Annotated in this window: 16 protein-coding genes; 9 read left to right on the top strand and 7 right to left on the bottom strand. The window is 72.3% G+C overall.

Annotation, left to right across the window (positions count from 1 at the left end):
- The first annotated feature begins 139 nt into the window (after positions 1-139).
- Positions 140-1,267, top strand: a complete 1,128-nt coding sequence (locus tag CP976_RS19970) for an NADH:flavin oxidoreductase (protein WP_150481616.1) — start codon at positions 140-142, stop codon at positions 1,265-1,267.
- 101 nt (positions 1,268-1,368) lie between these two features.
- Positions 1,369-2,925, top strand: coding sequence for a carboxylesterase/lipase family protein (locus tag CP976_RS19965; protein WP_150481615.1), 1,557 nt, complete (start codon positions 1,369-1,371; stop codon positions 2,923-2,925).
- 1 nt (position 2,926) lies between these two features.
- Here the strand turns inward: CP976_RS19965 and CP976_RS19960 are convergent, their stop codons facing one another.
- The 3 genes from CP976_RS19960 to CP976_RS42955 form a co-directional block, all read right to left on the bottom strand.
- The gene (locus CP976_RS19960; RefSeq protein ID WP_150485419.1) at positions 2,927-3,496 is read right to left on the bottom strand and encodes a hypothetical protein; all 570 of its coding nucleotides are present in this window, start codon (positions 3,494-3,496) and stop codon (positions 2,927-2,929) included.
- 14 nt (positions 3,497-3,510) lie between these two features.
- A complete protein-coding gene (locus tag CP976_RS43765; protein WP_229875784.1) occupies positions 3,511-3,678 on the bottom strand; it encodes a hypothetical protein in 168 nt (55 codons plus the stop codon).
- A gap of 419 nt (positions 3,679-4,097) precedes the next feature.
- A complete protein-coding gene (locus CP976_RS42955; protein ID WP_167537373.1) occupies positions 4,098-4,250 on the bottom strand; it encodes a hypothetical protein in 153 nt (50 codons plus the stop codon).
- Here CP976_RS42955 and CP976_RS19950 point away from each other — a divergent pair.
- On the top strand, positions 4,249-4,893 hold the full coding sequence (locus tag CP976_RS19950) for a MerC domain-containing protein (RefSeq protein WP_150481614.1): 645 nt from the start codon (positions 4,249-4,251) through the stop codon (positions 4,891-4,893). The two genes, CP976_RS42955 and CP976_RS19950, sit on opposite strands and share 2 nt — an antisense overlap.
- A gap of 1 nt (position 4,894) precedes the next feature.
- Here the strand turns inward: CP976_RS19950 and murQ are convergent, their stop codons facing one another.
- Together murQ and CP976_RS19940 are read right to left on the bottom strand one after the other, a co-directional pair.
- Positions 4,895-5,827: an N-acetylmuramic acid 6-phosphate etherase gene (gene murQ / locus CP976_RS19945; protein WP_150481613.1), complete on the bottom strand. Its 933-nt coding sequence runs from the start codon at positions 5,825-5,827 to the stop codon at positions 4,895-4,897.
- 48 nt (positions 5,828-5,875) lie between these two features.
- Positions 5,876-6,778, bottom strand: coding sequence for a MurR/RpiR family transcriptional regulator (locus CP976_RS19940; protein ID WP_150481612.1), 903 nt, complete (start codon positions 6,776-6,778; stop codon positions 5,876-5,878).
- Between the two features lie 55 nt (positions 6,779-6,833).
- On the opposite strand from CP976_RS19940, the gene CP976_RS19935 reads away from it, so the two are divergent.
- A complete protein-coding gene (locus CP976_RS19935; RefSeq protein WP_150481611.1) occupies positions 6,834-7,217 on the top strand; it encodes a hypothetical protein in 384 nt (127 codons plus the stop codon).
- Positions 7,214-7,501, top strand: coding sequence for a DUF4031 domain-containing protein (locus CP976_RS19930; RefSeq protein WP_150481610.1), 288 nt, complete (start codon positions 7,214-7,216; stop codon positions 7,499-7,501). The genes CP976_RS19935 and CP976_RS19930 overlap by 4 nt, the downstream gene beginning before the upstream one ends.
- Here CP976_RS19930 and CP976_RS19925 read toward each other — a convergent pair.
- Together CP976_RS19925 and CP976_RS19920 are read right to left on the bottom strand one after the other, a co-directional pair.
- Positions 7,474-8,526 carry a GNAT family N-acetyltransferase gene (locus CP976_RS19925; protein WP_150485417.1) on the bottom strand — a complete coding sequence of 351 codons (1,053 nt, stop codon included), beginning with the start codon at positions 8,524-8,526 and terminating at the stop codon, positions 7,474-7,476. The genes CP976_RS19930 and CP976_RS19925 overlap by 28 nt on opposite strands.
- Before the next feature lie 34 nt (positions 8,527-8,560).
- On the bottom strand, positions 8,561-9,223 hold the full coding sequence (locus CP976_RS19920) for an HD domain-containing protein (RefSeq protein ID WP_150481609.1): 663 nt from the start codon (positions 9,221-9,223) through the stop codon (positions 8,561-8,563).
- A gap of 47 nt (positions 9,224-9,270) precedes the next feature.
- On the opposite strand from CP976_RS19920, the gene CP976_RS19915 reads away from it, so the two are divergent.
- The 4 genes from CP976_RS19915 (at position 9,271) to CP976_RS19900 (ending at position 13,251) form a co-directional block, all read left to right on the top strand.
- A complete protein-coding gene (locus CP976_RS19915; protein ID WP_150481608.1) occupies positions 9,271-9,951 on the top strand; it encodes a maleylpyruvate isomerase family mycothiol-dependent enzyme in 681 nt (226 codons plus the stop codon).
- A gap of 103 nt (positions 9,952-10,054) precedes the next feature.
- Positions 10,055-10,747, top strand: a complete 693-nt coding sequence (locus CP976_RS19910; protein ID WP_150481607.1) for a copper homeostasis protein CutC — start codon at positions 10,055-10,057, stop codon at positions 10,745-10,747.
- Positions 10,748-10,910: 163 nt separating this feature from the next.
- Entirely contained in the window at positions 10,911-12,428 is a 1,518-nt protein-coding gene (locus tag CP976_RS19905; protein ID WP_167537372.1) for an AfsR/SARP family transcriptional regulator, read from the top strand.
- Between the two features lie 82 nt (positions 12,429-12,510).
- Entirely contained in the window at positions 12,511-13,251 is a 741-nt protein-coding gene (locus tag CP976_RS19900) for an SDR family NAD(P)-dependent oxidoreductase (RefSeq protein WP_150481605.1), read from the top strand.
- The last annotated feature ends 73 nt before the right edge of the window (positions 13,252-13,324 follow it).

Below are 13,324 nucleotides of genomic sequence, written 5' to 3'. Positions count from 1 at the left end.
TGTTCCTACAGGGGGTGCCGCCCTCGGGCGTGTCCTGGATCACAGCGCCGACGGGATGGGGCGGGCGGGTCCGGATGGTTGGACAGTACGTCCTATGCGTATGCACATACTGTCCGGTATCCGAAGAGGAGCCCCCCACGTGACCGTCGACGCCTCCGCCGCCTCCCGCGCCGCCGAAATCCTGTCCCGGCCCATATCGCTGGGCGGCCTGACCGTCCCGAACCGGATCGCGATGGCGCCGATGACCCGCATGTTCTCCCCGGGCGGCGTCCCCGGCGACGACGTCGTCTCGTACTACTCCCGCCGCGCCGCCGCCGGCGTCGGCCTGATCGTCACCGAGGGCACCTACGTCGGCCACGAGTCGGCCGGGCAGAGCGACCGCGTGCCGCGGTTCCACGGCGAGGAGCAGCTCGCGGGCTGGGCGAAGGTCGCCGAGGCGGTGCACGCCGCGGGCGGCACGATCGTGCCGCAGCTCTGGCACATCGGCATGGTCCGCAACCAGGGCGAGCCCCCGGTCGCGGACGCCCCGGCCGTCGGCCCCTCCGGCCTGCGCATCGGCGCCGACGAGCCCACCGGCAAGGCCATGACCCAGGCCGACATCGACGCCGTCATCGGCGCGTTCGCCGAGGCCGCGGCCGCCGCCGAGCGCATCGGCTTCGACGGCGTGGAGATCCACGGCGCCCACGGCTACCTGCTCGACCAGTTCTTCTGGGAGGGCACCAACCGCCGCTCCGACGCCTACGGCGGCGACCCGGCCGCCCGCACCCGGTTCTCGGCGGAGATCGTCGCGGCCGTCCGAGAGACCGTCTCCGCGGACTTCCCCGTCATCTTCCGCTACTCGCAGTGGAAGCAGGACGCCTACGACGCCCGCCTCGCCGAGACGCCCGAGGAACTGGAGGCCATCCTGACCCCGCTCGCCGCAGCCGGCGTCGACGCCTTCCACGCCTCCACCCGCCGCTACTGGCTGCCCGAGTTCGACGACTCCGACCTCAACCTCGCCGGCTGGACCAAGAAGATCACCGGCAAGCCCGCCATCACCGTCGGCTCGGTCGGCCTGAACGGCGACTTCATCAAGGCCTTCCAGGGCGAGGGCGCCGAGCTCGGCGACCTCGACAACCTCCTGGACCGCTTCGAGCGCGACGAGTTCGACATGGTCGCCGTCGGCCGCGCCCTGCTCCAGGACCCGCAGTGGGCGCGGAAGGTCCTGTCCGGCCGCTTCGAGGAGCTGGCGCCTTACGACGCGGCGGCGCTGAAGACGCTCAGCTGACCCCGCGGGATCCGCACCCGGGGTGCCCTGGATTCGCTTGCGTCAGTCAAGGACACTGACCGAGCGCCTGTTCATCGGCCACCCCGTGAGGAGACCCAGAGATGACGACGACCGAGTCCCACCCCCCGACCGGCGCCTCAGCCGGGCAGCCCGCACCGGTGGTGAGCACCGCCGCCGGAGCCGTACGCGGCCGCAGGGAGGAGGGCCTCGCCGTCTTCCGCGGCATCCCCTTCGCCGCACCCCCCGTGGGCGAGGCCCGCTTCATGGCACCGCGCCCCGCCCACGCCTGGGACGGCATACGGGACGCGTACGCCTTCGGCCCGCCGCCCCCGCAGGACCTCGGCATCCTCGGCGGTCCGGGACTGCTCGACGTGCCCGAGGGCGACGAGTGGCTCACGGTCAACGTCTGGACCCCCGAACCGGACCCGGGCGCCCGCCGTCCGGTGATGGTGTGGATCTACGGCGGCGCCTACAAGCTCGGCCACTCCGGCAGCCCCGGCTACGACGCCCGGCGCATCGCGGCCGACGGTGATCTCGTGGTCGTGTCCCTCAACTACCGCGTCGGCATGGAGGGCTTCGCCCACATCGAGGGGGCGCCCGCCAACCGCGGCCTGCTCGACCAGCTGGCCGCCCTCGAATGGGTCCGGGACAACATCGAGGCGTTCGGCGGCGACCCCGGCCAGGTCACGGTCTTCGGCGAGTCGGCGGGCGCGGGTTCGGCCGCCTCACTGCTGGCCATGCCGAGGGCGGCTGGCCTGTTCCGGCGGGTGATCGCGCAGAGCGTGCCGGGCACGTTCTTCTCGGACGCCCTGGCCCGTGACATCGGTGCCGCTCTCGCCGCCGAGATGGGGCTGCGCCCCACGGTCGCCGACCTGGCGGCCATCGCCCCGCGCGAACTGACCTCGGCGGGTGAGTCGCTGAGCGGCAAGATGCTCCAGTACGTCGACCGCTGGGGCCAGGCGGCGCCGACGGTGACGCCCTTCTCGCCGGTCGTCGACGGCGAGGTCCTGCCGGTCACGCCCTGGCAGGCCCTGGCGGCCGGTGCGGCCAAGGACATCGACCTGCTCGTCGGCCACAACCGCGACGAGTACCGCCTCTTCGTCGCCATGGCGGGCCGACTCGGCCAGATCTCCGAGGAGAGGGCGACAGCGGCCCTCCGCCTCTTCGCCCCCGGCCCCGACGGCGAACAGGCCTACCGCACGGCCTTCCCCGACGCCTTGCCCGGCGAACTCTACGAACGCGTCCAGACGGACTGGCTGTTCAACATGCCCTCCCTGCACCTGGCCGAGGCGCAGCGCGCGGGCGGTGGCCGCGCGCACGTCTACGAACTGACCTGGCCGGCCCCGGGCAACGGCGGCGCGCTGGGCGCCTGCCACGGCCTGGACATCCCCCTGCTCTTCGGCACGTTCGGGGCGGACCTGGGCCTTCTGCTGTTCGGGGGCACGCAGCCGTCCGCCGAGGCCGAGGCGCTGTCGTCCCGTTTCCGTCAGTCCTGGACGGCGTTCGCGAGGACGGGGGACCCGGGCTGGCCGGTGTACGACGGCGAGCGGCGGCTCGTGCAGGTGCTGGACGCGAAGCCTGAGGCGAGGGCGTACCCGGAGGAGGCGTCGCGGCGGCTGTGGGAGGGCTACGACTTCTCCGCCCTGCCCCTCCTGTGAGCTACAGGTTGCCCATCGGCTCGATGTCGACCCTGACCGGCGTGCCCCACACGCGCAGCACCTCGTAGTCGGTGAACTCGTGCACCAGCCGGTACGCCATGGCCGCCCGGGGAGCCTTGCGCTGGGCGGCGATGTACAGTTCGGCCTCGCGGCGGTCCCGGCGCGGGGTGCCGCACAGCTGCCAGGTCTGGCCGTTCCACAGCTCCGGCAGCCAGCGCTGCTGGGGCTGCGGGCGGTCGCCGCTGACGCCGTAGCGGGACTGGACCGGCTCGGTGGGCCGGTGATGCGGGGCGGGGCCGTTGAACTCCGCGCGGCGGGCGGCCCGGCGCCGGGTCTCGCACAGCAGGCACAGGTCGGGGGCGGCCTCGTCGACCGGGCCGTTCGGATGCTCGGGGCAGCGTGTGCTGGGCGCCGCGTTCGAGACGCTTTCCTCCAGCAGGTCCAGGGCGCGCTTCAGATCCGCCTTGACCTCGTGCAGTTTGGCGTCCGGGGTGTCGGAGGTGAGTGCCTCCCCGTGCTCGCCGAGGAGACGGAGGGCACGGCCTAGCGCGGTGAGCTGGGCGTGGTTCATGGCTCCTATTGTCGTCAGTCGCCGTAGTCCTTGAGTTTCTCGGTGTCCAGGGTGATGTTCACGGGGGCGGGGAGCTCGACGGTGGCGCCCCAGGGGTGGGGGGAGATCTGCTGGTAGCGGCCGTCCTTCGGCTCGCTGAAGACCGTGAGAGAGTGGTTGTCGCGGTCGATGAGGAGATACACGGGGATCTCCGCCTCCGCATAGCCGATGGGCTTCGTCGGCGCCGTCGGGGAGCCGGTCGAGGTAGGCGGCGATGGCGGCTTCGCGGGGTGGGAGGTGTGCGAAGTCGTGCGGAGAGCGGGGGAGTTGGTCAGGGGTGGAGCGCTTGCCGTAGCCGGGGTTCGCCATTGGGTGCGCGGACGGGGAGGCAGCACTAAGCTGGGTCTCAGCCATGGGATCGAACTTGTCCTTCGATGCCGTTGGTTAAGCCCCCGCAGGTGTTGGCGCACCGGGCGGGGGCTGTTGCTTGTGCACGAACGTTAGAGGTCTGTCACTGTCCGTGGCAAGCCGAACGCGTCAAGTCAACACGCGGGGTGGGAGGGCGGGTTGAGGCCCTCTACCCGTTCCTTGAAAAGAGAGCTCGAAGCCCGGATCCCGGGGCTCAGGCGGTGCCGTCCTTGAGGTTTGCGACGAACTGCTCCTTGACGGTGGCCGGGTCGTCCTCCAGGCGCCCGGTGCCGACGCCTTCGAAGTGGACGTTGTATATCGTGGCGGACGCACATGAGCGTGCCAGGGACAGGAGTTCGGGGGACATGAGCGCGTCCGGGACAGCTGTGGAGGCCGACGGCGGCAGCGGGACGGGCAGTTCACGGCCGGCCCTGTCCGGCGTGCGCAAGGCCGCCGGTTCCGCGCTGTGGGCCGTGCTGGTGCCCGCCCTGCTGTTGGTCGGTTCCGCGGTCGGACAGTGGGTGACCTGGCTCGGGGTCGTCGTCTGCATGGCGACCATCGCGGTCGCCGCCAGTGTCATCGGCGGTTCCTGGCACCGGGCCGGGGCGGCGACGCTCGTCTCCTTCGGCGGATTCGCGCTGATGCTGTTCGCCGGGCCCGCCGTGTACGAGGGGTACATGGCAACCGTGGGAGAGCCCGTCGACGCCGTGGTGACCCAGGTGGCCGACCGGGACCAGCGGCGCGGGCCGGACATGTTCTGCACGGTCCGGGAGCTCGGCGGGGACCGAAAGACGTACGAGGTGTCCCAGCAGGAGAACTGCTTCGGCCAGGCAGAGCCCGGCGACCGCGTCGAGATCCGCAAGGACCCGCTCGGGCTGCTCGATCCCAGGCTGCCCGACAGTCCCGATCAGCGGAACACCACGGAGATCACCCTCGCCGTCACCGCCGGACTGACCCTGGTCCTGGCGGGCGGCACCTTCTACGGCGGTCAGCGCCGCCGGGGCCGGTGAGTCAGCCGGCCGCCGCCAGGGCCGCGCGCAGATGGCCGTCGGACTCCTCCAGCAGGCGCGCCGCCGTCGGGCCGTCCACGTCGGCCAGGATGGTCAGGATCGCGTTCTTCACCTCGCCGTCGGTGGCGGCCAGGGCCCGTTCGATCTCCTCGTCGCCCGCGCCGGTGGCGAGGGCGACGATGCGGTGGGAGCGGGCGCGCAGTTTGTCGTTGGAGGCGCGGACGTCGACCATCAGGTTCCCGTAGGTCTTGCCCAGGCGGATCATCGTGATCGTCGAGAGCATGTTGAGGACGAGCTTCTGTGCCGTGCCGGCCTTCAGGCGGGTGGAGCCGGTGAGCAGTTCGGGGCCCACGACGATCTCCACGCCGTGCTCGGCGGCCGCTGCCAGCGGGCTGTCGGCGTTGCAGGCGAGGCCGATGGTGAGGGAGCCGCGGCTGCGGGCGTACTCGACCGCGCCGATGGCGTAGGGCGTGCGGCCGGAGGCCGAGATGCCGACCACCGTGTCGTCCGGGGTCAGGCCGAGCGGCTCCAGGTCGGCACGGGCCAGTTCCCGGGAGTCCTCCGCGCCTTCGACCGAGGTGACCACGGCCTGCGGGCCGCCCGCGATCAGCCCGACGACCCGGGAGGGGTCGGTGTTGAAGGTGGGCGGGCACTCGGAGGCGTCCAGGACGCCCAGCCGGCCCGCCGTGCCCGCACCCGCGTAGACCAGGCGGCCGCCCCGGGCCATCCGCTCGGCCAGGGCGTCGATCGCGGCGGCGATCTGCGGCAGCCGGGCCGCGACCGCCCCGGCCACGGTGGCGTCCTCGCCGTTCATGAGCCGCGCGATGTCGAGGGTGGGCAACCGGTCGATACCGGCGAGGTCCGGCCGGAACGCCTCGGTGGTCAGGGACCCCAACTCGGCTCTGAGATCACGGGGGTCGGAGGTGGAGGTCATGGGAGGGCTCTTTCCGTGTCTTTCCGGTGCGTGCCGACCGGGGCCGGCTCAGGGGCGGTGCCGGTGGGCCAGCGCCTCGTACGACGCCGAGAGCGCCGGCGCCGCCGTCTCGTACGTCCGCTGCGCCACCCCCACGAACAGGCAGTCCACCACAAGAAGCTGACCGGTCCGGGACGACATCGCCGCGGGACGCAGCTCGCTCTCCCGCGCGGTGGACGTGGTGAGGACGTGGTCGGCGTACTGGGAGACCGGGCCGTCGGGGCGGCCGGTGATCGCCACCGTCGTCGCCCCGCGCTCGAAGGCGACCCGCAGCGGCTCGATGACGTCCCCCGTCGACCCGGAGTGCGTGATGGCGATCGCGACGTCGCCCGCGCGCAGTTGCACGGCGTTGGTGACGGCCAGGTGCGGGTCGCTGTGCGCGTGCGCCACCAGACCTATCCGCAGCAGCTTCTGTGTGAGGTCCTGGGCGACCAGCCCGGACGCCCCGACGCCGTACACGTCCGTGCGGCGGGCACCGGTCAGCGCGGTGACGGCCGCGCCGAGCTGGACGGTGTCGAGGCCGGCGGCGGTGTCGGCGAGGGTCTGCTGCTCGTCGTAGGCGAGCTTCGCGACGACGTCGGCGATCGGGTCGTCGACCGCGATGTCCGTCGTTATGGCCGGGGCGCGGCCGGACTGCTGCTGCGCGGCGAGGCCGGCGAGGGCCAGGCGCAGGTCCCGGTAACCCGGATAGCCCAGCAGCCGGGCGGTGCGTACGACGGTGGCCTCGCTGGTGCCGGTGAGTTCGGCGAGGCCGGTGACCGTGAGGGCCGCGCAGCCGGCCGGGTCGCCCGCGACGGCCTCGGCGACGCGCTGCATGGAACGCGTCATCGACGGGCCCAGCGTGCGGACCTTGGCCGCGAGGGCGGCGGGGGCCGGCGGGGTGCCGAAACTTTCCTTCACTCTTGAGGTCACCTCTGAAAGATATTTTCGGCTCGGCGTCACGGTCAAGAGTGCGCACAATGGGGGCATGGACCCCATCAGCCCCCTGGAGCAGGCGCTGCACGCCGCGCGCGCCCTCGTGCTGGCCGACCTCGTCGCGGGACGCGTCGCCGAGGCGGACGTCGTGTCGCTGGTCGAGCAGTCCGTCGTGCAGCGGCGGTGGTGGGTCGAGCAGTGGCCGGAGGGCGCGCAGTACGTCGCCGGTCTGGTCGCGCAGGACGTGCAGGACGCCCTGCTGGAGCGCTACGGCCGCTGGCCGCTGTGCCCGGTGTGCGGCACCGGCGACCCGCACGCGCTGGACGTGCAACCGGAGTTGGGGCCCGACCCGCACTGGGTGTGCAGCGAGGCGGGCGTGAAGGTCGCGGCGCTGGGATCGCTGGGCGAGGCCCTCGGCGGAGCGGCGCCCTCGTGACCGTCTACATCGACCCGCCGACCTGGCCCGGCCACGGGCGCATGTGGTCCCACCTGATCAGCGACGTCTCGTACGAGGAGCTGCACACCTTCGCCGAACGCCTCGGTGTGCCCCGGCGTGCCTTCGAGCGCGACCACTACGACATCCCCGCCGAGCGGTACGCGGACGTCGTGGCCGCCGGGGCCGTGGAGGTCAGCAGCCGCGAAGTGGTGCGGCTGCTGCACGGGGCGGGGCTGCGGCGGCCCAAGGGGCGGGCTCAGGCGCCGGGTTCGCGCAGTTCGTAGGCGACCTGCTCGGCGTCCTCCGCGACGGCCTTGAACCCGGCGCGGGCGAGGACGTTGTGCGAGGGCGTGTTGTCCCGCTCGACGTTCGCGACGACGGTCCGTACCTCGTCCCGGGACAGCGCGTACGCCGACAGCGCGCGCAGCGCCTCGGTGGCGTAACCGTGGCCACGGGCCGCTTCGACCAGGTCGTAACCGATTTCCACCCGCCCCGACTCGTCCGGGACGCCGTGGAAGCCCATGGCGCCGAGCGCGCGGCCGTCCTCGCGCCGGACCAGGACGTACATGCCCCACTCGGGCCGGTGGACGCCGTCCTCGTACTGCTTGAACACCAGCCCGGCGCCCACCCGGGTGCCCTCGGCCGGGTCGCCTCCGAGCCACTCGAAGCCGCCGTCGCCGACCATGCCCAGATCGCCGGCCGCCGCCGGAGTGACGCCTTCAAGGGTGAGCCGCTCGGTCGGCAGCACCAGGTTGTTGGACCAGCGCCACTCGGTGACCGGTTCGCGGCCGGGCAGGTCACCCCGGCCGGTGGCCCACAGCAGGGTCTGCCACGGGGTGGGGCCGGGCTGCACGTGCGGGAAGATCCGGGTGAGGACGAAGTCGCACAGCTCGGGGGCCGGTTCGTACGACACGCCCAGCCCCTCGGCCATGTCGTGGGTGTGCAGCAGCACCTCGGCCACGCCCATCGCGGCGAACCCCTCACGGTTCGCGCTGCGGAACGGATACGGATGGAAGGCCCGCACCTCGCGCGGGGTGGTGCGGATCGCGGCGGCGAACAGGGCGCCCATCGTGCGGATCACGCGCAGCGCACCCGCGTTGTCCGTCCCCTCCTCCAACGAGATCTCGAACGGCGTGTACCCCTCGGGCTCGCGCCCCGCCAGCTGCCCCGCGTACCCGATGAGGTCCCCGGCGATATGCTCCGCCGTCTCCCGGCAGCTCCACTCCAGCCGCCCGGCGCGCACCGCCTCCCAGTCCCGGTCGGTGACCGCCCCCAGCAGGCCCACGCACTCGTCGACGGCCTGCTCCACCTGTTCCGCGCCCGTTGTCCACATGCCGGGCAGGTTACGAGGGGACGTCCGGTGGAAGCGACAGCATTTCCAGCTCGGCGGTGAGGTTGTAGCGGGCCGTCGCCTCCCACTCCGACGCTCCGTACGGCGTCCTGAACAGCCTCGGCAGGTCGAGGAGTTGGCGCAGGATCGCCGCGCGGCCCGCGCGGAAGGCGTCGTTCGGGACGAAGTGGTACTCCTCGCGGACGGCCGCGGTGTAGGCGGCGTACGCCGACGGGGGCGAGGCGAGGATCGCCAGGTCGGCGTCGCACAGCACCTGGCCGTCGGGGTCGTCGTCGGCGGGGTCGTGGCCGACGGTGAGGCGGACCAGGCGGGCCACCTCGGCGGTCTTGGCGGCGGACATGCCGGCCTCGGGGAGGGCGCGCTCGGCCAGGCGGGCGGAGCGTTCCTCGTTCTCGGAGCGGTCGGGGAGGTAGACGGCGTCGTGGAACCACGCGGCCAGCCGGACCACGTCCGGGTCGTGCGCGTACTTCTCCAGCACGTCGATGTGGTCCAGGACCGCCGTGAGATGCGCGACCGTGTGGTAGCGGCGCTGGGGCTCCTGCCAGCGGCCGAGCAGGTCGTCGGCGTACGGGTCCGGGTCCGGGCCGCCGGCCGGGCCCCGGGCCGCTTCCAGGGTGCGGACGAAGCGGGCGCGGAGGACGTCGAGATCGGCCATGGGGGCATTCTCCCGCCGAACGGGCCGCGGCACCTAGCGTGGGTCCCATGACGACTCCTGCTGATGTGCACGACGTACGGGACCCCGAGCAGCCCGGGCGGCTGCTCGCGATCGAGCGTGACGCGCTGATCCCGCTGTTGCGGGGCAGGGCCGAGGAGGACTTCGCGCTGCCCGTGAGGGCGTGTCCGGGCTGGTCGGTGCGGTCGGTGCTGGCGCACTGCTCGGCCGCGCTCACGCGGGTGGTGGAGAACCGGTTCGAGGAGGGCGTGTTCTCGCCCGAGTCGAACGACCGGGACATCGCCGAGCGCGACGGCTGGAGCAACGCGCGGGTGGTCGACGAGCTGGAGCGCGGGATGACCGGGGCCGGGCCGGTCATCGCAGGGTCGGACGGGAAGCTGGACGGCCTCGCGCTGGGGGAGTGGGTGCACGCCGGGGACGTGCGCGAGGCCCTCGGCGAGCCCGGGGCGTACGGCGGGGCCGGGCTGCCGGACGCGCTCGCGCTGCTCGCCCGGCTCACCCGCGAGCGGGGGCACGTGCCGCTGCACGCCGACCTCGACGACCCGGACGAACCGCTGCGGCTGGGCGAGAGCGGCGGGGAGCGGCCCCCGGGGCGCTTCATCGGGGACGGGCCGACGCTGGTGCGGCTGTACACGGGACGGCCGGTCGACGGGGCGCCCGCGTTCGAGCTGGTCGGGGTGGAGGCGAAGGACCTGAACCTCTTCGGGTGAGCCATGTCCTCCAGGGCTTGGAATCGGGCGTGAGGGGGCAGCGTAGTCTTGATTGGACTAGACCTGTTGTCGAACGCCGACGCCATGCCGACGAAGGGGCCCCATGAGCAAGCGTGCAGTCCTGGAGGTGATCGCCCTCGGCGTCGAGGACGCGGTCGCCGCCCAGGCCGGAGGCGCGGACCGCCTCGAACTGGTCACCGACATGGCGGCCGACGGGCTCACCCCGTCGGCCGCCACCGTCGCCGGGATCCGCCGTGCCGTCGACATCTCGCTGCGGGTGATGCTGCGGCTCGCCGACGGCTTCGCGGCCGGGGACGTCGACCGGCTGGTCGGTGTGACCGCCGGGCTGCGGGAGGCCGGGGCCGAGGAGTTCGTGCTGGGGTTCCTCGACGCGGGGGGTGGGGTGGATCTGGCGGCTGTGGAGCGGGTTGTGGGGGCGCTGGACGGCTGCCCCTGGACCTTCCACCGGGCGATCGACCGGGCCGCCGACCGGGACGCGCTGCGCAAGCAGCTGGACGGGATGCCGGGGTTGGACACGTACCTGACGGCCGGGGCGGCGGACGGGGTCGACGACGGGCTTCCCGTGCTGCTCGCGGAGGCGGCCCGGCAGGGGGAGCCGGGGTACGAGCAGCATCTCCTGGTGGGGGGCGGGCTGCGGCTCGACCATGTGCCGACGCTGCTGACGGCCGGGGTCGACGGCTTCCACATCGGCGGGGCGGCCCGGCCGGAGGGCTGGGAGGCACCGGTGTCGGCGGATGCCGTCGCGCGGTGGCGGGCCGCCCTGGACTCCGTCTGAACACCCCCGGGCCGCACCCGCGGGTGACGGTGACCGTGACGTCTGACAACACCTTCACGGGCGGCGGAGTTCACCGTCGCACGTTCCCTCGGTTGCCTCTGTACGGGGAAGCAGGGGATGTGCCCGTGCGTTGTGCCGTTGCATGAGCCTGCGCTTCTCACTGATGGGTCCGGTACGAGCCTGGCGCGACGACGAGGAGATCGAACTGGGGCCGCGCCAGCAGCGGGCGGTGCTGGCGGCGTTGCTGCTGAACAACGGCATCCGGCTGAGCAACGACCAGTTGATCGGCATGGTCTGGGACGACCCGACGCCGAGCGCGGTGATGGCGTTGCGGACGTACGTGTACAAGCTCCGCAAGACGCTTCCGGAGCTGAACCTGAAGTCCAGGGACGGCGGGTACACGGTCCGCGCCGAAATCGTCGACGACTGCCGCGGCGAGCCCTTGGAAGGCCTCCGGAGCGCCTACTTCGACGCGCAACGGGTGCGGCTCGGCGACTACCGGCTCAAGGCGCGGGAGGACTGCCTCGAACGCGAGCTCGACGTGCTGGAGCTGCAGAAGCACGTCGCCGCCTTCCCGCTCAGGGAACGACCGCGCGCCCTCCTGATGCGCGCGCTCTACCTGGAGGGCAGGCAGGGGGAAGCACTTGACCACTTCCACCAGGCGCGCGCACTCCTCAACGAGGAGCTCGGCCTCGACCCGGGGCCGGAGCTGCGCGAGGTCCACGCGCAGATCCTCAACGGCGACCTCGCCCCGCCGCGCAGGCCGGAGCAGCTGCTGCCGGATCTGATCGACTTCACCGGCCGCGCCGAGGAGATCGCGCAGGCTCTCCGGACGTTGCCGGGCACCGTGGGCATCACCGGTATGCGGGGCAGCGGCAAGACCGTGCTGGCCACCCGGATCGGCCACCTCGTCAGGGGCCGCTTCCCGGACGGGCAGATCTTCGTCAGGGGCGGGGACGTCGCCAACCAGCTGTTGCGCGCGGTCGGCGTGGAGAACCCCGTCGCCGACAAAGCCGCACTGTGGCGGGAGAAGGCGCGCGGCAAGCGGTTCCTGGTAGTGGTCGACGACGTGCAGGACGCGGCGGCCGTACGCGATCTCGCCACGCCCGGGTCGGCGATGATTCTCACGAGCGTCCGCCGGTTGCACGAGCTGCCGGGGGTGACCTGGATGAAGATCGCCGGGCTGACCGAGCGGGAGGCACGGGAGTTCCTCCGCAAGACCTTCGGCCCGGTGCGTGCGGACGCGGAACCCGAGCAGGCCGGGATGCTGGTGGAACGCCTTTCGCGACTGCCGGGCCCGATCAGGGTGATCGGCGGCAAGCTCAGCTCGCGTCCTCACTGGACGATCGAGATGGCCCTGCTGCAGATGCAGCGGGAGAGCACGCTCGACGGCGTGATCCCGTCCGACTGCGCCGCGATGCTGGCCCCGTTGATCGCAGCCGAGGAGCAGCTGAGCGAACCGGAACGGCGCATGCTCATGTGCTTCGCGCGCCAGGACGCCGAGGTGATCGACAGTCACAAGGCGGCGGACATGTCCGGGGCCGACCCCGGTGAGATCGAGCTGGTGCTGGAGTCACTCGCGGGCGTGCACCTGATCGAGCCGCTCGTACTCGGCCGCTACCGGCTGCCGCAGTTCGTGCGCCTTTACTTCGGGCGGCGCACAGCGGCCCTGACCGCCTGATTCATTTCGAAGCCCTCGACCTGACCAGGCCGTATATCCGGAAATTATGCTCTGACGATCTGACACGGCCAGGTTTGCGGACATGTCAACCAACGAACTTCAGGGCAAGAAGGCACTCGTCACCGGCGCCACGTCGGGTATCGGCCGCGCGATCGCGGTCAAGCTCGCGGAGGCGGGTGCCACCGTCTACGTGACGGGGCGCAGGGCCGAGCTCGGCAAGGAGACCGTCGAGCTGATCGAGGAGGCGGGCGGGACGGGCCACTTCGTCGTCGCGGACGTCGCGAAGATCGACGACGTCCGCAAGCTCGCCGAGGAGGTCGGCGAGGTGGACGTGCTGGTGAACAACGCGGGCATCTTCCCGTTCTCGCCGACCCCCGAGCAGTCGCTCGACAGCTACGAGCAGGTGTTCGACATCAATGTTCGTGCGTCCTACTTCCTGACAGCCGCGCTCGCGCCGGCCATGGTGGCCAAGAAGAAGGGGGCGATCGTCAACGTGTCGTCGGTCGCCGCGCAGATCGGCACCCCGGTCGGCTCCGTCTACAACGCCTCCAAGGCCGCGATGGACGCGCTGACCCGGTCGTGGGCCGTCGAGTTCGGCGCGGCGGGCGTTCGCGTCAACTCTGTGGCGCCCGGCCCGATCCGGACCGACACGGCCGTCGACACGGTGGGAGAGATGTTCGAGGCGTTCAGCCAGAACACACCGCTCACCCGCGCCGGCGAGCCTGAGGAGATCGCCGAGGCCGTGCTGTTCCTGGCTTCCGACAAGGCCAGCTACATCACCGGCGCGGTGCTCACCGCAGACGGCGGCTTGGTCGCTACCTGAGCGCAGGAGCGACTGCTGGGCGCTGATGGGCCTCCCGCGGGCATCACCGCCAGTGATGCCCGTCGTGCAAGCC

The organism is Streptomyces coeruleorubidus (assembly GCF_008705135.1).
In the GTDB taxonomy this organism is placed as follows: Bacteria; Actinomycetota; Actinomycetes; order Streptomycetales; family Streptomycetaceae; genus Streptomyces; species Streptomyces coeruleofuscus.
The sequence above is the reverse complement of the archived record's forward strand: the minus strand, read 5'-3'. Positions and strand labels throughout refer to the sequence as shown.